Origin of the sequence: Methylobacterium sp. NEAU K (assembly GCF_030700285.1) — a bacterium.
In the GTDB taxonomy this organism is placed as follows: domain Bacteria; phylum Pseudomonadota; class Alphaproteobacteria; order Rhizobiales; family Beijerinckiaceae; genus Methylobacterium.
This window is the reverse complement of the sequence record NZ_JAUYZJ010000006.1, coordinates 53918-70488: the sequence shown is the minus strand read 5'-3', so window position 1 is coordinate 70488 and position 16571 is coordinate 53918. Positions and strand designations below refer to the sequence as shown.

At 71.0% G+C, this 16571-nt stretch carries 14 protein-coding genes and 1 other RNA gene; 7 read left to right on the top strand and 8 right to left on the bottom strand.

Annotation, left to right across the window (positions count from 1 at the left end):
• Positions 1-17: 17 nt before the first annotated feature.
• The 7 genes from Q8W67_RS06710 to arsH all read right to left on the bottom strand — a co-directional run bounded on the left by Q8W67_RS06710 (position 18) and on the right by arsH (position 7099).
• Positions 18-1478 (bottom strand): UDP-N-acetylmuramoyl-L-alanyl-D-glutamate--2,6-diaminopimelate ligase, encoded by a 1461-nt coding sequence (locus Q8W67_RS06710; RefSeq protein ID WP_305542649.1) that lies wholly within the window; start codon positions 1476-1478, stop codon positions 18-20.
• On the bottom strand, positions 1475-3382 hold the full coding sequence (locus Q8W67_RS06705) for a penicillin-binding protein 2 (protein ID WP_305542646.1): 1908 nt from the start codon (positions 3380-3382) through the stop codon (positions 1475-1477). The genes Q8W67_RS06710 and Q8W67_RS06705 overlap by 4 nt, the downstream gene beginning before the upstream one ends.
• A gap of 6 nt (positions 3383-3388) precedes the next feature.
• Complete coding sequence (locus Q8W67_RS06700) at positions 3389-3802, bottom strand: hypothetical protein (protein WP_305542643.1); 414 nt, start codon at positions 3800-3802, stop codon at positions 3389-3391.
• Positions 3799-4845, bottom strand: a complete 1047-nt coding sequence (gene rsmH, locus Q8W67_RS06695) for a 16S rRNA (cytosine(1402)-N(4))-methyltransferase RsmH (protein ID WP_370693832.1) — start codon at positions 4843-4845, stop codon at positions 3799-3801. Before rsmH ends, Q8W67_RS06700 begins: the two co-directional genes overlap by 4 nt.
• 448 nt (positions 4846-5293) lie before the next feature.
• Positions 5294-5692: RNase P RNA component class A (gene rnpB, locus Q8W67_RS06690), an RNA gene on the bottom strand.
• 52 nt (positions 5693-5744) lie between these two features.
• Positions 5745-6185, bottom strand: a complete 441-nt coding sequence (locus Q8W67_RS06685; RefSeq protein WP_305542629.1) for a VOC family protein — start codon at positions 6183-6185, stop codon at positions 5745-5747.
• A 167-nt stretch (positions 6186-6352) separates the two neighbouring features.
• Positions 6353-7099 carry an arsenical resistance protein ArsH gene (gene arsH, locus Q8W67_RS06680; protein ID WP_305542626.1) on the bottom strand — a complete coding sequence of 249 codons (747 nt, stop codon included), beginning with the start codon at positions 7097-7099 and terminating at the stop codon, positions 6353-6355.
• A gap of 50 nt (positions 7100-7149) precedes the next feature.
• Here arsH and Q8W67_RS06675 point away from each other — a divergent pair, with 50 nt between their 5' ends.
• The 6 genes from Q8W67_RS06675 to Q8W67_RS06650 all read left to right on the top strand — a co-directional run bounded on the left by Q8W67_RS06675 (position 7150) and on the right by Q8W67_RS06650 (position 15743).
• Positions 7150-7509, top strand: coding sequence for a helix-turn-helix transcriptional regulator (locus Q8W67_RS06675; RefSeq protein ID WP_305542623.1), 360 nt, complete (start codon positions 7150-7152; stop codon positions 7507-7509).
• Positions 7502-7942 (top strand): arsenate reductase (glutaredoxin), encoded by a 441-nt coding sequence (gene arsC / locus Q8W67_RS06670; protein WP_305542620.1) that lies wholly within the window; start codon positions 7502-7504, stop codon positions 7940-7942. The genes Q8W67_RS06675 and arsC overlap by 8 nt, the downstream gene beginning before the upstream one ends.
• A 60-nt stretch (positions 7943-8002) precedes the next feature.
• Positions 8003-9298, top strand: coding sequence for an arsenic transporter (locus Q8W67_RS06665; protein ID WP_305542618.1), 1296 nt, complete (start codon positions 8003-8005; stop codon positions 9296-9298).
• A 4-nt stretch (positions 9299-9302) separates the two neighbouring features.
• Positions 9303-10490, top strand: coding sequence for an MFS transporter (locus tag Q8W67_RS06660; RefSeq protein ID WP_305542617.1), 1188 nt, complete (start codon positions 9303-9305; stop codon positions 10488-10490).
• Positions 10491-10590: 100 nt separating this feature from the next.
• The gene (gene pepN, locus Q8W67_RS06655; RefSeq protein ID WP_305542614.1) at positions 10591-13212 is read left to right on the top strand and encodes an aminopeptidase N; all 2622 of its coding nucleotides are present in this window, start codon (positions 10591-10593) and stop codon (positions 13210-13212) included.
• 179 nt (positions 13213-13391) lie between these two features.
• Positions 13392-15743 (top strand): PAS domain-containing sensor histidine kinase, encoded by a 2352-nt coding sequence (locus Q8W67_RS06650; RefSeq protein WP_305542611.1) that lies wholly within the window; start codon positions 13392-13394, stop codon positions 15741-15743.
• A 10-nt stretch (positions 15744-15753) separates the two neighbouring features.
• On the opposite strand, the gene Q8W67_RS06645 is transcribed toward Q8W67_RS06650, so the two are convergent.
• Positions 15754-16011 carry a hypothetical protein gene (locus Q8W67_RS06645; protein ID WP_305542609.1) on the bottom strand — a complete coding sequence of 86 codons (258 nt, stop codon included), beginning with the start codon at positions 16009-16011 and terminating at the stop codon, positions 15754-15756.
• Positions 16012-16273: 262 nt separating this feature from the next.
• On the opposite strand from Q8W67_RS06645, the gene Q8W67_RS06640 reads away from it, so the two are divergent.
• Positions 16274-16558: a hypothetical protein gene (locus tag Q8W67_RS06640; RefSeq protein ID WP_305542606.1), complete on the top strand. Its 285-nt coding sequence runs from the start codon at positions 16274-16276 to the stop codon at positions 16556-16558.
• Positions 16559-16571 lie beyond the last annotated feature (13 nt).

Genomic DNA, 16571 nt, shown 5'->3' with positions numbered 1-16571 from the left:
TCAGCCCCCTGTCGCGCTCAGAGCGTCGCCTCGGCGATGGCGGCGCGCAAGACGTCGTGGTCCGAGAACGGCAGGGTGCGATCTCCCACGATCTGGCCGGTTTCATGACCTTTGCCAGCCACGACCAGAACGTCGCCGGGCCCGAGCCGCCGCACGGCCGCGCGGATCGCCTCGGCTCGGTCGCCGATCTCTTCCGCCTTCGGGGCCGCCGCCAGGATCGCCCGCCGGATCGCGCTGGGCTCCTCGGTTCGCGGGTTGTCGTCGGTGACGATGACCGTATCGGCCAGCCGGTCCGCAATCGCGCCCATGAGCGGGCGCTTGCCCCGATCGCGGTCGCCGCCGCACCCGAACACCACGACGAGGCGGCCGGCCGCGAAGGGCCGGAGCGCGGTCAGAACGCTCTCCAGGGCCTCGGGCTTGTGCGCGTAGTCCACGAGGCAGAGGCCGCCCCGCGCCTCACCGATCCGCTCCATGCGGCCCGGCACGCCGGTGAGGTGGTCGAGAGCTGCGAAGACCCCGGCCGGGTCGGCGGCACCCGCCGGGGTGGCCAGCGCGAGGCCGGCCGCCACGAGAGCGTTCTCGACCTGGAATTCTCCGACGAGCGGCAGGCGCACATCGTAGACCGCGCCGCCGAACGCGAGCCTCACGGCCTGCGCGAATCCCTCCGTCCGCACCGATTCGACGCAGAGATCCCGGCCCGCGCGTCCGACCGTGCGAACCGGCCGCCCGGCTTCGACCGCCGCGGCGATCACCCGGTCCGCATAGGCGCCGTCGGCATTCACGATCGCCGGACGGCCCGGCGGCAGCAGGTCGGTGAACAGGCGCAGCTTGGCCGCGAGGTACTCCTCGATGCTGGCGTGATAGTCGAGGTGGTCGCGTCCGAGATTTGTGAAGGCCGCCGCATCGAGCCGCACGCCGTCGAGGCGGCGCTGCTCAATGCCGTGCGAAGAGGCCTCCATGGCCAGCTCCGTCACGCCCTCGGCGGCGAGCCGCGCCAGGGTCCGGTGCAGGGTCACCGGATCCGGAGTGGTGAGCGAGCCGTACTGCGCCCCGCGTTTGGTCACGATCCCGACGGTGCCGAGGCTCGCCGCGTCGCGGCCGAGCCGGGCCAGGATCTGCCGCACGAAATCGGCGACCGAACTCTTGCCCGCGGTGCCGGTGACGGCCACCACGGTACCGGGCTGCGCGCCCGCGAGGCGGGCGGCGGCGAGCGCCAGCGCCCGGCGGGCATCCGCCACGGCGATCCAGGCGACCGACTCCGGCAGGTCGGCGGGCCGCGCGCCCTCCCCGGCCACCGCCAGGGCGCCGCGCTCGGCCGCCTGGGCGGCGAACAGGCGGCCGTCGGCCATCGTTCCAGGCACCGCGACGAACACGCCTCCCGGCACGACCTTCCGGCTGTCGGCGGTGAGAGCCGTTACCGACAGGTCGGCGGCCGGCCCCGCGGCCTCCGGGAACAGATCGGCGAGCCGGGCGATCACGGGCCGCCGAGCTGGTTGGCGTGGTAGGCGTTGAGCTTGACCATCTGCGGGAACGGTCTCACCGGCGGCTCGAATTGCGGTGGCAGACCCAGGATCGGCGCCACGCGCTCGATCACCTTGCCGGTCACCACGCCGGAATTCCAGGCCGCCGTGGCGTAGCCACCCGATTCCGGCAGGCCCTGCGGCTCGTCCATGATCGTGACGAACAGGTATTTCGGGTCGTTCATCGGCGCCGCCGCCATGAACGTGGTGAACAGGCGGTTGTGAATGTAGCGCCCGCCGATCACCTTCTCGGCCGTGCCGGTCTTCCCGCCGACGAAGTAGTACGGGATCGCCGCCTTCTTGGCCGAGCCCTCGACCGCGTTGAGGCGCATGATGAAGCGCATCGCCTCGGAAGTCTGGGCCGAGAGCACGTGCGTGGCGTGCGCCTTGGCGTCGTCTGGATTGGTCTTGAGAAAGGTCGGGGTGATCAGGTCGCCGCCATTGGTGATCGCCGCCACCGCGGCCGCCGCCTGGATCGGCGCCACCGCGATGCCGTGACCGAACGCGATGGTGATCGTGTTGATCTCGCTCCACCGCGCCGGGACGATCGGGGCCGCGCTCTCCGGCAGCTCGGTGCGCAGCCGGTCGAGCAGGCCCATCTTCTTCAGGAAGGCCTTGTGCCCGGCCACACCGACACCGAGCGCCATCTTGGCGGAGCCGATGTTCGAGGAATGCGTGAACACCTCCGGCATGGTGATAACGCGGTTGGTGCCGTGATACTCGTGGATCTTCTGGCGGCCCCAGTTCAGCACGCCGCCCCGGGTGTCGAAGGTCGAGTTGACGTTGTACTTGCCGGATTCGAGCGCCATGGCGAGCGTCATCGCCTTGAAGGTCGAGCCCATCTCGTAGACGCCGACGTTCATGCGGTTGATGCGGTCGGGCGAGAGCGCGTCCTTCGGGTCGTTCGGGTCGAAATCGGGCATGGAGACCAGGGCGATCACCTCGCCGGTCTTCACGTCGAGGATCATCGAGGCGCCGGCCTTGGCCTTGAAGTGGTCGATGCCCCAGGCCAGCTCGTCGCGCACCGCGAACTGGGCGCGCAGATCGATGGAGAGCTGCACCGGCTTGAGGTCGGCCTGCTTGTTGACCAGCCCGAAGCTGTTGAGCGCCTGGATCCCGGTGGAGTCGATGTACTTCTCGATACCGGCGATGCCGACGCCGTCGAGGTTCGTCGCGCCCAGGATGTGGGCGGCGGCGACGCCGTTCGGGTAGACCCGCTTGTGGTCGGGCAGGAAGCCGATGCCCGGGATGCCGAGCCGGTGGACCTCGGCCTGCTGCTTGGGCGTCAGCTCGCGCTTGACCCAGACGAAGCCCGCGCCGCTCCGGCCCTTGCGGGAGGACAGCTTGGCGCGCAGCTCGGAGGCGTTGAGTTCCGGCAGGACGGCGGTGAGCAGCTCCACCGCCTCGTCCTTGTCGTAGATGTTGCCGGGCTCGGCGAAGACCGACACGGTGCGGATGTCGGTGGCCAGGATCTCGCCGTTGCGGTCGACGATGTCGGGGCGGAAAGCCGTGGCGGACGCGGCCGCGACCCGGTGCTCCTGGCTGGGCGGATCCCCGAAGATCGCCATCATCAGGAGCTTGGTCGAGATTGTCCCGAACACCGCGACGAAGACCAGCCCGACCACGGCGACGCGCATGTGCGAGCGCTCTATGGCCAGCCGGAACATGCTCCGCACGAAGGCCACGGCGCGCTCGGCGCGCGGCACCGGCGCGTGCTCGCTCTCTTCGATGACGCGCGGGGCAATCGCGGCATGCGCGCGCGCGGCAGCCTCGAGCACGGCGGCCTCATGTTCCGACACGTGTGCGTCGGCCGCCTGCGCCTCGGCTGCCGGGTCGAAGGTCTGGTCGGCGTCTTCGGACACGGGTGTTTACCTCGAAGCCGTCGTCGGGGTGCGGGTCGTGGTGACGGTGCGGGTGATCGATCCGGTGGTACGGGGTTCGATCGTGCCCTTGTCCTTGGGCGTCGCCGTCGCGGCGAGCAGCCGGCCGATCTCGTCGCCGCGCTCGGGCCGGCCCGGCAGGTCCGAGAGACGGGCGAGATGGCTGGTGCCGATCGGCTCCAGGGCGAGATGCTTGTCCACCGCCGCCTGCAGCCGGTCCGGCCGGGTCAGGAGCTGCCACTCGGCGCGCAGCACCGCGATCGCCTGCCGCTCGGCATGGAGCGCGGTCTGCAGCTTGGAGACCTGCCCGCCCTGGTAGAGCGTGTCGTATTTGATCGAGTAGGCGTAGATCGCCGAAGCCACGAGGCCGGCCACCGCGAGGAGGTTCAGCAGGCGGATCATCGGCGATGGCCCCCACGGGCGGTGTCTGGCAGGCCCGCCAGGACGTGCAGGGCCGCGAGCGGCTCGGGCACGTCGGATTCGGTGCGCTCGGCGGCCCGGAGCTTGGCGGAGCGGGCGCGGGGGTTGCGCGCGGTCTCGGCCTCGCCCGGCAGGACCGGCCCCTTGGTCACCAGGCGGAAGCTGCGGACGGCCTCCGCGGGCGCGCCCGGCAGGTGGCGGGAGCCCTGGGCGGAGCGGCCGCTGCGGGCGGCGAAGAACTGCTTGACGATCCGGTCCTCGAGCGAGTGGAACGTCACCACGGCGAGCCGGCCGCCCGGGACGAGCACGCGCTCGGCCGCGTGCAGGGCGCGCACGAGCTCGCCGAGCTCGTCGTTGACGGCGATCCGCAGGCCCTGGAACGTCCGCGTCGCCGGGTGGATGTGGCTGCCGGGCTCGACCCGCACCACGCTCGCGACCAGCTCTGCGAGCTGCCCGGTGGTCTCGATCCGGCCGCGGCGGCGGGCCTCGTGGATCGTGCGCGCGACGGCGCGCGACCGCCGCTCCTCGCCGTAATGGTAGATGATGTCGGCGAGCACCGTCTCGTCGGCCTCGTTCACGAGGTCGGCCGCGCTCGGCCCGTCTGCGCCCATGCGCATGTCGAGCGGGCCGTCGTTGCGGAACGAGAACCCCCGCTCCGGCGCGTCGAGCTGCATCGACGAGACGCCGATATCGAGCACGACCCGATCGGCCCGGGCCTCGCCAGCCTCGGCAAGCAGCGTGTCGAGGTCGCCGAATCGGCCCGGCAGCAGGCGCAGGCGTCCTCCGGATTCGTCGATCAGCGCCTGTCCGCGGGCGATCGCCTCCGGGTCGCGGTCGATGGCCATCACCCGCACGCCCGAATCGGCGGCCAGGAGTGCGCGCGTGTAGCCCCCGGCGCCGAAGGTGCCGTCGACGGCCAGGCCGCCCTCGGTCTTGAGCGCTTCGACCACCTCGGCGAGCAGCACCGGCACGTGGGGCTGGGCTGCAGGCGCGCCGCTGGAAGCCTGTCGTGGCGCAGTGGGCACCTCGGCGGGGATGCGGCGCCGGATCATGCGCGCCTCGCGGGGCGGCTGCAGGGAATGGCGGGATGTCTGCGCGCCTCGGGAACCCGGGCGCGGATGCGGCTCGTGCGTCTCATGGTGCCCTGTGCCGGGCCGCGCGAGGGCGGCGCGCGTGACGGGAACGGCGCCGGATGCTGAGGGCGCAAAACGCCGCGCACGGACGAGACCTGCACCTGTGCAGGTTGCGCCCGGCGATCCGATACACGCCGTTGACGGGAGGATGCCGGGTATCATGGGCCTCGGAGGATCGTCAACGCACGAGCTTGGCGCTGCCGCGCGGACCGATCTGACCCCGGCAAGGTTAACCGAAGGTTTTTGCCGCGCGTGAATTCCGGCCCTTGCCGAGTTGTCGCTGCGGGCGGCCCGTGTGCGGCGGCCAGGATCCTGGGACCGCCCAGTTTTTAAGTATCGGGGGATCAGCCGGCCTGTAAGCCGGGTTCTGTAGGGCCGGTGCGCTCGCGCGCGCCGACGTGGCGGCCATTCCTCTGGGACGGTCGTTGCCGACCGCCTCGAGCAACCAACCCGGGCGACTGGCCTGGAGAGCGGGCCTGCCCTTCTCGCGAAGGGCGCGCCGCCCCTATTCGGTCTTGCTCCCGGTGGGGTTTGCCGTGCCGTCCGCGTTGCCGCGTCCGCGGTGCGCTCTTACCGCACCCTTTCACCCTGACCCCGGACGCATCCGGGGCGGTCTGCTCTCTGTGGCACTGTCCCTGGGGTCGCCCCCGCCGGACGTTATCCGGCACCGTCTCTCCATGGAGCCCGGACTTTCCTCCCCGGACGCTCGCGCCTCCGGAGCGGCCGCCCGGCCGGCTGATCCACGGGCAGATGGGCCCGCACCGCCGTCCGGGTCAAGGGCGGAGCGCCCGTTACCAGGTCCCGGTATTCTCCATCGACAGCCACGGCTCCTGCGGCTCCTTCGCGCCACCCTTCTGCAGGATCTCGATGGAGATGCCGTCCGGCGACTTGACGAAGGCCATGTGGCCGTCGCGCGGAGGACGGTTGATGGTCACGCCCCTGTCCTTGAGCTTGGCGCAGAAGGCGTAGATGTCGTCGACCTGGTAGGCCAAGTGCCCGAAGTTGCGGCCGCCCGAGTAGGTCTCCGGGTCCCAGTTGTAGGTCAGCTCGATGAGCGGCGACTTCGTCGCCTGTGCCCGCTCGACGTCCCCCGGCGCGGCCAGGAAGACCAGGGTGAAGCGGCCCTTCTCGTTCTCGATCCGGCGGACTTCCTTGAGGCCGAACGTGTCGACGTAGAAGGCGAGCGCCCGGTCGAGATCGGCCACCCGGACCATGGTGTGCAGAAATTCCATCAGGCGGCATCCCTCTGTGGTGGCGAGGGCTGTCACGGCGCCCCCAGCGGAAACGGACACGATCGGCCCTGCCGGGCGACCGGTCGATCGCTGCCCTAGCTAGGGCCTCGCCGGCGACCGAGTAGTCTGGGCGGTCCGCAATCCCGCTCCCCGGGATCCGAACCGCCTCAGGGTTTCGAGAAGCCGATATCGGCCGCCACGGCCTGGAGCCGCTCCGGCTCCCGTTCCCTGCGCTCGCTGTAGCGGTCGACGAGGTAGTCGGCCCGTCCGCGGGTCAGCAGCGTGAACTTCATCAGTTCCTCGCAGACATCGACCACGCGTTCGTAGAGCGGGCCCGGCTTCATGCGTCCGGCCTCGTCGAATTCCCGGTAGGCCATCGGCACCGAGGATTGGTTGGGGATGGTGATCATCCGCATCCACCGGCCGAGCAGCCGCAGGCTGTTGACCGCGTTGAAGCTCTGCGACCCGCCCGACACCTGCATCACCGCCAGAGTGCGTCCCTGCGTCGGGCGCACCGAGCCGTCGCTGAGCGGCAGCCAGTCGATCTGGCTCTTCATCACCCCGGTGAGGTTGCCGTGGCGCTCCGGCGAGACCCAGACCTGACCCTCCGACCAGAGCGAGAGCGCGCGCAGCTCCTGCACCTTCGGGTGGTCCGGGGTCGTGTCGTCCGGCAGCGGCAGGCCGTGGGCGTGGTAGATCCGCACCTCGCCGCCCATGGCTTCGAGGAGCCGCGCCGCCTCGTAGCCCAAGAGCCGGCTGAACGAGCGCGACCGCAGGGACCCGTACAGGATCAGGAAGCGCGGAGCGTGCGTAAACGGCTGCGCCGCCTCCAGCTGCGCGACGGTCGGCACCACGAAATGCGGCGTGCTGAGGTTGGGTAGCCCGTCTGCGAAGGGCTGGTCGGGCTTGTCCACGGTTCCGCTTTCTCGTATATTTGCACGATCGTTTGAATGTTGAAACGAAAATGGACGAACCGCAAGCCCTCGCGGCCTTCATCGCCCTGGGCCAGGAGCACCGGCTGCGGGCGCTCCGGGCGCTCGTGAAAGCCGGCCCCGAGGGCATGGCCTCCGGTGTTCTGGCCCACGCGATCGGCGTGTCCGCCTCCACCATCTCCTTCCATCTGAAGGAGTTGCAGCAGGCCGGCCTGATCCAGTCGCGCCGCGCGGGGCGCTCGATCGTCTACAGCGTCGCCTACCCGGTCCTGTCCGGGCTGATCGAATTTATCATGACGGATTGCTGCCAGGGTCGTCCCGAGGTCTGCGCGCCCGCGCTGGCCGCCCTGTCAGCCTCCTGCACCGAGGCAAACGAGCTGGACCATGCCTGATCGCGCCATCGACGTGGTGATCTACCACAACCCGGACTGCGGCACCTCGCGCAACGCGCTGGCGATGATCCGCAACGCCGGCATCGAGCCGCATGTCGTCGAGTACCTGAAGACCCCGCCCGCGCGGGCGCTGCTCCGTCAGCTTCTGGCGCGGGCCGGACTCTCAGTGCGTGACGTGCTGCGCGAGAAGGGCACGCCCTACGCAGAACTCGGATTGGGTGATCCGGCGCTGACCGACGACCAGCTCCTCGACGCCATCGCGGCGCACCCGATCCTGCTCAACCGGCCGCTGGTGGTGAGCCCCAGGGGCGTGCGCCTGTGCCGCCCCTCCGAGGCCGTGCTGGACCTGCTGCCGGTGCAGCAGGGCGAGTTCGTCAAAGAGGACGGGGAGCGGGTCGTGGACGAGCACGGACGCCGCGTCGGCACGGCCTGAGCCGGGACGGATCACCGAGAACTGCCAAGACCTTCGGCCGGGAAACGAGAAGTCGCCCGCATGCTCGCGCTCGCCATCTTCGTCGTCACCCTGGTGTTCGTCATCTGGCAGCCCGGGGGCTTCGGGATCGGCTGGAGCGCCCTGATCGGGGCGGCGATCGCCCTTGCCACGGGCGTCATCCAGGCGGCCGACGTGCCGGTGGTCTGGCACATCGTGTGGGATGCGACCGTCACGTTCGTCGCCCTGATCATCATCTCGCTGCTGCTGGACGAGGCCGGGTTCTTCCATTGGGCGGCGCTCCACGTCGCCCGTTGGGGCGGCGGACGGGGGCGGCGGCTCTTCCCCCTGGTGGTGCTGCTCGGCGCAGCGATCGCGGCCCTGTTCGCCAATGACGGCGCGGCGCTCCTGCTGACGCCGATCGTGCTGGCGATCCTGCTGCGGCTGGAATTCGGGCCGCCCGCCGCGCTGGCCTTCATCATCGCCTGCGGGTTCGTGGCGGATTCCACCAGCCTGCCGCTGGTCATCTCCAACCTCGTCAACATCGTCTCGGCCAACTTCTTCGACGTGACGTTCGGGCGCTACGCCGCCGTCATGGTGCCGGTGGATCTGGTGTCACTGGCGGCGACGCTGGTGGTGCTGGGGGCCTATTTCCGGACCGCGGTGCCGGCCTCCTATCCGGTCGGCCAGCTCGAACCGCCCCGCGACGCCATCCGCGATCCGCTGCTTTTCCGTGCCGCGTTCCCGCTGCTCGGCCTGCTGCTCGTCGCCTACTTCGTCACGGCACCGTTCGGCGTGCCGGTCTCGGTCGTCACCTGCGCGGGCGCAGCGGTGCTGCTGGCGCTGGCCCGGCGGGGCGGCCTCATCCCGATCCGCAAGGTACTGGCCGGTGCACCTTGGCAGATCGTGCTGTTCAGCCTCGGGATGTATCTCGTCGTCTACGGGCTCAAGAATGCCGGCCTGACCGACGCGCTCGCCCGCGGCCTGGTCTGGCTGGCCGGTTACGGGCCGCTCGCCGCGACGGTCGGAGCCGGTTTCGGCGCCGCGATCCTGTCGTCTGTCATGAACAACATGCCGAGCGTGCTGATCGGTGCGCTGGCGATCCAGCAGGCTCCGGACCTGTCGCCGCTGACGCGCGAGCTGATGATCTACGCCAACGTGATCGGGTGCGACCTCGGTCCAAAATTCACGCCGATCGGCAGCCTCGCCACGCTTCTGTGGCTGCACGTTCTGGCGAGCAAGGGCCACAGGATCGGCTGGGGCCAGTACATGCGGGTCGGCCTCGTCGTCACCGTGCCGGTGCTGCTCGCCGCGCTGCTGGCTCTAGGCGCATGGCTGCCCCTGCTCGGGACCCGGTGATCCGGTGACCGATCGGGGGCGCCGTGGGCCGGTGATCTCGGCCCTGGGCGTTGTGCAGATCCTCGCCTGGGGCTCGTCCTACTACCTCCCCGCCGTGCTGGCGGAGCCGATCGCCCGGGACACCGCCTGGCCGTTGCCCTGGATCGTCGGCGGCCTGTCCCTCGGCCTGCTGGTCGCAGCCTTCGCGTCGCCGCGGGTCGGGAGGATCATCCAGCGGCACGGAGGGCGGCCGGTCCTCGCCTGCGCGGCCCTGTTGCTGGCCGCCGGCCTCGCGGTTCTCGGCCTCGCCCCGACCCTGCTGGTCTTCCTCGGCGGCTGGCTGTTGATCGGGCTCGGCATGGGCTGCGGCCTGTACGACCCCGCCTATGCCACGCTCGGCCGCCTCTACGGGGCCGGGGCGCGCCCGGCGATCACGGCTCTGACCCTCTGGGGCGGCTTCGCCAGCACCGTCTGCTGGCCGCTCTCGGCCTTCCTGGTGGCGCATGTCGGCTGGCGGGGGACCTGCTTCGCCTACGCGGCCCTGCATCTGGCGGTGACGCTGCCGCTGGTGCTCGGCCTGATCCCGCCGGCGCCGCCCCTCGCGGCGACGGCGGGCGCACGGGCGCGGCCGGTCGCCGCGCTGGCGCCGTGGCAGCACCGGGCCTTCCTGATCATGGCGGGCGTGCTCGTCCTCGGCGGCGCCATCATGGCGCTGATCTCGGTCCATCTGATCACGCTGCTCCAGACCCGGGGCGTCGCCCTCGCCTCGGCCGTCGCGTATGGCGGCCTGATCGGTCCGGCGCAGGTAGGCGCGCGCCTGATCGAGATGGCCGGCAAGGGGCGGTACCACCCGCTCTGGACGCTGACGGCAGCCTTCACCCTCGTCGCCCTCGGTCTGCTGCTGCTGGCGACCCACCTGCCGGAGATCGGCCTCGCCCTTGCCCTCTATGGTGCCGGCAACGGGATCTACTCGATCGCCCGCGGCACGGTGCCCTTGGCGCTGTTCGGTCCCGACCACTACGCCGGGCTGGTCGGCCGGCTGGCCCGGCCGGGGCTCGTGGCCCAGGCCCTCGCGCCGCCGCTCGGGGCGTTCCTGCTGGCGCGGATCGGGCCCGACGCCCTCTGGGGCGTGCTGGCGCTGCTCGCGGTGATCAACCTCGGCCTGATCGGCGGCCTGTGGCATCAGAAGGGCCGCGCCGCACTGGCTGCCTGATCGGGGCGCACAGGCCGCCGGTCCCGGCCAGTCGGACGCGTTGCGCCGGGCGGCGCGAGGGACCAGAACGGACCCGATCCGGACCCGGAGAGAGAGCCGAATGCGCACCGAGACGCCGCCGCTGATCCGCCTGGAGGAATACCGGCCGAGCGACTACCTGATCGACCGCGTCGACCTCGACATCCGCCTCGACCCGCACGCGACGCGGATCGACGCGACGCTGGCCCTGCGTCCGAATCCCGACGGTCTGGCGGGGGCGCCGCTCCGCCTCGACGGCGACGACCTCCAGCTCGTCTCGGTCGCGCTCGACGGCGCGGTGCTGGCGGCGGACGCCTACACGGCGACGCCGACCGGCCTGAGCCTGCTCGAGCCGCCGGCGCGGCCGTTCACGCTGCGCCTCGTCACGCAGGTCGACCCGACCGCCAACACCAAGCTGATGGGCCTCTACCGGTCGAACGGCGTCTACTGCACCCAGTGCGAGGCCGACGGCTTCCGCCGGATCACCTATTTCCTCGACCGTCCCGACGTCATGGCGGTGTACACCACGCGCATCGAGGCGGACCGGGGCGAGGCGCCGGTGCTGCTCGGCAACGGCAATTTGGTCGAGACGGGGCCCGCAGGCGCCGACCGGCACTTCGCCGTCTGGCACGACCCGCACCCGAAGCCCGCCTATCTGTTCGCCCTGGTCGGTGGCCGGCTCGGCAAGGTCGAAACCCGGTTCACCACCCGCGAGGGCCGCGCCGTCACCTGCGCGGTCTACGTCGAGCCGGGCAAGGAGGCGCGCGCCGGTTACGCCCTCGACGCCGTGATCCGCTCGATGGCCTGGGACGAGACCGCCTTCGGGCGTGCCTACGACCTCGACGTGTTCAACGTCGTCGCCGTGTCCGATTTCAACATGGGCGCGATGGAGAACAAGGGTCTCAACATCTTCAACGACAAATACGTGCTTGCGAGCCCCGAGACCGCGACCGACGGGGATTACGCCGCCATCGAGGCGATCATCGCCCACGAATATTTCCACAATTGGTCGGGCAACCGGGTCACCTGCCGGGACTGGTTCCAGCTCTGCCTGAAGGAGGGGCTGACGGTCTTCCGAGACCAGGAATTCTCCTCCGACATGCGTTCCCGGCCGGTGCACCGGATCGCCGAGGTGCGCTCCCTGCGGGCGCGCCAGTTCCCCGAGGATGCCGGGCCGCTGCGCCATCCCGTCCGGCCCGCCGCCTATGCCGAGATCAACAACTTCTACACGGCCACTGTCTACGACAAGGGCGCCGAGATCGTCCGGATGCTGCGCACCCTGATCGGCCCCGAGGCGTTCCGGGCCGGCATGGACCGCTATTTCGCCGACAATGACGGCCGCGCCGCCACCGTCGAGGATTTCTTGGCCGCCTTCGCGGCGGTGACGGGGCGCGATCTCGCGGCCTTCGCCCGCTGGTATGAGCGGCCCGGCACGCCGCGCCTCACCGTCACGATGACCGACGATCGAGACGCAGCCCGCTGCACCCTGCGCCTCGCCCAGAGCCTGCCGGGGGATGCGGGCCAGGACGGGCCGCCCCTGGTGATCCCGGTGGCGCTTGGGCTCATCGGAGCATCGGGGCCGCTCGCGGGGGCCATCTGCCCGGACGTGCGGGACGGAATCTACGTCCTCGACCGTGCCGAGGCCGAGATCGCGTTCGAGGCCGTCACCGAGGTGCCGGTGCCGTCGCTGCTGCGCGACTTCTCGGCGCCGGTTCGGCTCGATCTGGAGTTGACCGACGCGCAGCGCATGCGGCTGCTCGCGCACGACAGCGACCCGTTCAACCGCTGGCAGGCGGCGCAGGACGTCGCCCTGCGGCTGATCCTCGACCCCGATTCCGAGCGCGCCGACGCCTTCGCGGAGGCGCTGGGGCGCTTCCTCGACGGCGAGGCCCTGGCCGATCCGGCTTTCGCCGCCCTGGTCCTGGCCCTTCCGAGCGAGGGCGAGGCCGCTGATTCCCTTCCGGCCGACGTCGATCCCGATGCGATCCACCGGGCACGGCGCGACCTGCGCGCACGCCTCGGACAGGCCCTGCGGCCGCGACTGGAGCGGCTCGACGCGGCTCTCGCCGCTGCCGAAGGCGCGACCTACAGTCCCGATGCGGCCTCGGCGGGGCGCCGGTCCCTGCGCAACGCCGCCCTCGACCTGATCGCGGCGGGCGATCCGGCGACGGGCGCGCTTCGCGCCGCAGAGCGCCTGACGAGCGCCACCAACATGACCGACAGCCTTGCGGCGCTCGGCACACTGGCGCTGATCCCCGGTCAAGCACGGGAAGATGCGTTGGCGGATTTCGGCACCCGCTTCGCCGACGAGCCCCTCGTCCTCGACAAGTGGTTCGCAATCCAGGCCCAGATCCCCGAGCCGGACACCCTGGATCGTATCGCCCGGCTTCGGGAACACCCGGCCTTCAGCATGGCCAACCCGAATCGGGTCCGCGCGCTCGTCGGGAGCTTCGCGTTCGGCAACCCGACCCAGTTCACCCGGCGCGACGGCGCGGGCTTTGCCCTCGTCGGCGACACGGTCGCGGCGCTCGATTCGACCAACCCGCAGGTTGCCGCCCGGCTTCTCACGGCCTTCGGATCCTGGCGGCGGCTAGAAAACGCACGGGCCGCCGGTGCCGCCGAAATGCTTAATCGGATCAAGGCGATCCCGGGCCTGTCACGGGACACAGCCGACATCGTCGCGCGCACGCTGGGAGGCGGCTAAGTTCTTGAACTTGCGGTAGAAAATGATTCCGGCGGCGGAGCCGCAACACCCCAGCGCGTCAAGCCCGAATGGTAAAAAAACCGTGGACAAGCTCCCCCCGGAGATGGTTGTATTCAATCAGATTCGGGGGGCGCGGGACGCGACGAACGGATCGCATCTCCCACGGGTGAGGTTCGGCCATGCCGGAGGCGGCTTCCGCTTCCTTCTCCGCGCGTGCGGACTCGAGTCTTGCCGTTTCCTGGCCGATGCGCGCCCGGGATCCGCGGCTCGGTCAGGCCGAGCGCTGGCTGCGCTACGCCGTGCCGGGCATCCTGGCCGTGTTCCTAGCCTGCCTGGTGGGTCTCGCGGCGCTCCACATACAGGGCCAGCGGGCCGAGATCCTGGCGGGCGCCAAGGCCGAGGTTGAGGGCTTCGCCCGCCTCGCCTCTCGGGTGATCGCCCTGCCCGGCGGCGGTTCGACGGATCTGCGTGCGCTCATGCCGGAAAGCGAGCGGCATCCGGGCCGGCGCCTCCTGCTGGTGCGGCCCGACACGCGCATCGCCGCCGCCCACCCGCCGCTTCCGCTCGATACGACCACCCTGGCCCAGGTGCTCGGCGAGAGCGAGCCGCTCTCAGGCCTCGGCGAGCGGGCCGGCGCCCTGGCCCTCGAACTGCCCGGCGGCGAGAACGTTTTGGCCGCCATGCACAGCCTGCCCGACGGCACCGGACAGGTCGCGGTGCTCCAGCCGATCGAGCCGCTGATGCGCGGCTGGAGCGCGGGGGCCCGGGACCAGATCGTCCTGGTCGCCGCGGCGATCCTGGTCATCGTCGGCGTCGGGCTGGCTTACGGGCTCCAGAGCCGTCAGGCGGCCAGGGCCGACCGCGCCCGCGAGCAGATCCGCGGCCGCCTGGAGACGGCCCTGCGCCGGGGCGCCTGCGGGCTGTGGGACTGGGACATCGCCCGGGGCCGGATCTACTGGTCCGATTCCATGTACGCCCTGCTCGGCTACCGCCGGCAACACGAGTACCTTTCCTTCGGGGCCGTGAACGCCCTGGTCCATCCCGACGACGGCGATCTCTACAGCCTCGCGCGGGGACTGGCGGCCAACCAGATCTTCATCGACCACGCGTTCCGCATGCGCGGCGCCGACGGCGCCTATGTCTGGCTGCGGGCCCGGGCCGAGGTGGTGCCGGACGCCGCCGACGGTGGTCGCCATCTCGTCGGCATCGCCACCGACATCACGGAGCAGCGGGCCCTCGAGGAAACCAACGCGGCGGCCGACATGCGCCTGCGCGATGCCGTCGAGGCGATCTCGGAGGCCTTCGTCCTCTGGGACACCGGCAACCGGCTTGTCCTGTGCAATTCGAAGTTCCGCCACCTCCACGCCCTCAGCCCCGAGGATGCGCACGCAGGCCGGAGCTACGCCGACGTGATGGGACGGGGCGTGCTGCCGCAGGTCCGGCGCGAATCGCCCGAGGCCGGCATGGCCCCCGGGGACATGGCAGCGCGGACCTTCGAGGCCGAACTCACGGACGGCCGATGGCTCCAGATCAGCGAGCGCCGCACCAAGGACGGCGGCTACGTCTCGGTCGGGACCGACATCACCAGCCTGAAGCGGCACCAGGAGCAGCTCCTGGCCTCCGAGCGCGAGCTGATCGAGACGGTCAAGGATCTCAAGCGCTCCCGCCGCACCCTCGAACTCCAGACCCAGCAGCTCGCCGATCTCGCCGAGCGCTACCTCGACCAGAAGGCGGCGGCCGAGGCCGCAAGCCAAGCCAAGTCCGAGTTCCTCGCCAACATGAGCCACGAGCTGCGCACGCCGCTCAACGCGATCATCGGCTTCGCCGACGTGATGGAGAACGCGGTCCTCGGCCCGCTCGGGACGCCCCGCTACACCGAGTATTGCCGAGACATCCGCGAGAGCGGCTCCCACCTGCTCTCGATGATCGACGACATCCTCGACATGGCCCGCCTCGAAGCGCGCCGGGTGCGGCTGAGTCCCCGGCCGATCTCCGCCGAGGCGGCCGTCGCCGCCGCCCTCGGGCACGTCGAGGCTGCCGCCCGGGATAAGGCGATCACCGTGGGCGTCGACATGCCGCCCGGGCTCGATCTGCTGGCCGACCCCACCGCCATGCAGCAGATCCTGGCCAACCTGATCCAGAACGCCGTCAAGTTTACCCCAGCAGGGGGGCGCGTCGCGGTGCGCGTCCGGCGCGCGGGCGCCAGCACCCACCTGTTCGTCGAGGATAGCGGCATCGGCATCCCGCGCTCCGATCTCGCCCGGCTCGGCCGGCCGTTCACCCAGGTCGAGGCGCAGATGACCCGCAGCCACAAGGGTTCAGGGCTGGGGCTCGCGATCACCCGCTCGATGGTCGAGCTGCATGGCGGTTCCTTGCGCATCCGCTCCGAGGAATCGGTCGGCACCATCGTCCTCGTGCGCCTGCCGGCGCCGACCCCGGAGCAGACGGAGCGGCTCGACTACGAAGCCGTCTCGGCTCACGCCGTCCGGGCCGGCATGCGCCCGGGCGCACGCCGGTCGGTCGCGGCCTGAGGCGGATGCCTCATCCCCGGCGGGGATCCAGGCCGCCCAGTCGCGCGAGGCGGCCCTGCTCGACCTGCCAGCGCGCCTCTGCGACGGCGCGGGCGAGGCGCCGGATGCGCCAGCGGCGGTAGAGCGTGAACACCGGATTGCCGCCCAACCCGGCCTGATGACGGCTCAGCCGTCGCAACAGGTCCGGCAATTGCGCCGACGCCGCGTCCGCCGTGGCGATCTCGATGGCCCGCAATTCGGCCCGGAAGCCGGCCTTCCAATCCTCCATGGCGCCACGGGCCTCCGCGGTGAACTTCCCGAGCAGGATGCTGTTTCACGGCAACGGCATGATGCGCCGTCCGTCTGGCGGCCCATCATGCTCGATCGGCTGGCGGCCGATGGCCAACGTTACAGGATCCTGCACGGGATGCAGGCGCCCCGAACGCCCCGGTGCCCGCGACATGGATGCGCGCCCGGAAAACCGCTGCCCGGGATCTGCGTTTCTCCGACAGCTGATCCGCTTTGCGGACCGACATTCAGGGATACGATCGATGCGATCCAGAACGACACTCCGCCTCACCCTCGCGGCCCTACTGGGGCTGGCCGCTGCCCCCGCGCTGGCGCAAAGCGTGGGCTACGTCACGGGTTTCCCCGGCAAGGATCCCGCGGGAGACGAGGAGATCGGCTGGGGACCGGCCTATCGTCCGGAGACCAGCTTCGCCCAGCCCGGCACGCCGCCCACCCCTGGAGCCATCGCCGGCCACGCCTATCGGGCCCGGACCGGTCACGGGGTGTACGACCGGGTCGAGGGTGACGGCCGGTACCGGACACGATAGGCCCCGGCCGGCT

Excerpts from the sequence above, each read along its gene's own strand:
- Q8W67_RS06700 (WP_305542643.1), bottom strand. The coding sequence starts at position 3,802 with ATGATCCGCCTGCTGAACCTCCTCGCGGTGGCCGGCCTCGTGGCTTCG.
- Q8W67_RS06685 (WP_305542629.1), bottom strand. The coding sequence starts at position 6,185 with ATGGAATTTCTGCACACCATGGTCCGGGTGGCCGATCTCGACCGGGCG.
- Q8W67_RS06675 (WP_305542623.1), top strand. The coding sequence starts at position 7,150 with ATGGACGAACCGCAAGCCCTCGCGGCCTTCATCGCCCTGGGCCAGGAG.
- arsC (WP_305542620.1), top strand. The coding sequence starts at position 7,502 with ATGCCTGATCGCGCCATCGACGTGGTGATCTACCACAACCCGGACTGC.
- Q8W67_RS06665 (WP_305542618.1), top strand. The coding sequence starts at position 8,003 with ATGCTCGCGCTCGCCATCTTCGTCGTCACCCTGGTGTTCGTCATCTGG.
- pepN (WP_305542614.1), top strand. The coding sequence starts at position 10,591 with ATGCGCACCGAGACGCCGCCGCTGATCCGCCTGGAGGAATACCGGCCG.
- Q8W67_RS06650 (WP_305542611.1), top strand. The coding sequence starts at position 13,392 with ATGCCGGAGGCGGCTTCCGCTTCCTTCTCCGCGCGTGCGGACTCGAGT.
- Q8W67_RS06645 (WP_305542609.1), bottom strand. The coding sequence starts at position 16,011 with ATGGAGGATTGGAAGGCCGGCTTCCGGGCCGAATTGCGGGCCATCGAG.
- Q8W67_RS06640 (WP_305542606.1), top strand. The coding sequence starts at position 16,274 with ATGCGATCCAGAACGACACTCCGCCTCACCCTCGCGGCCCTACTGGGG.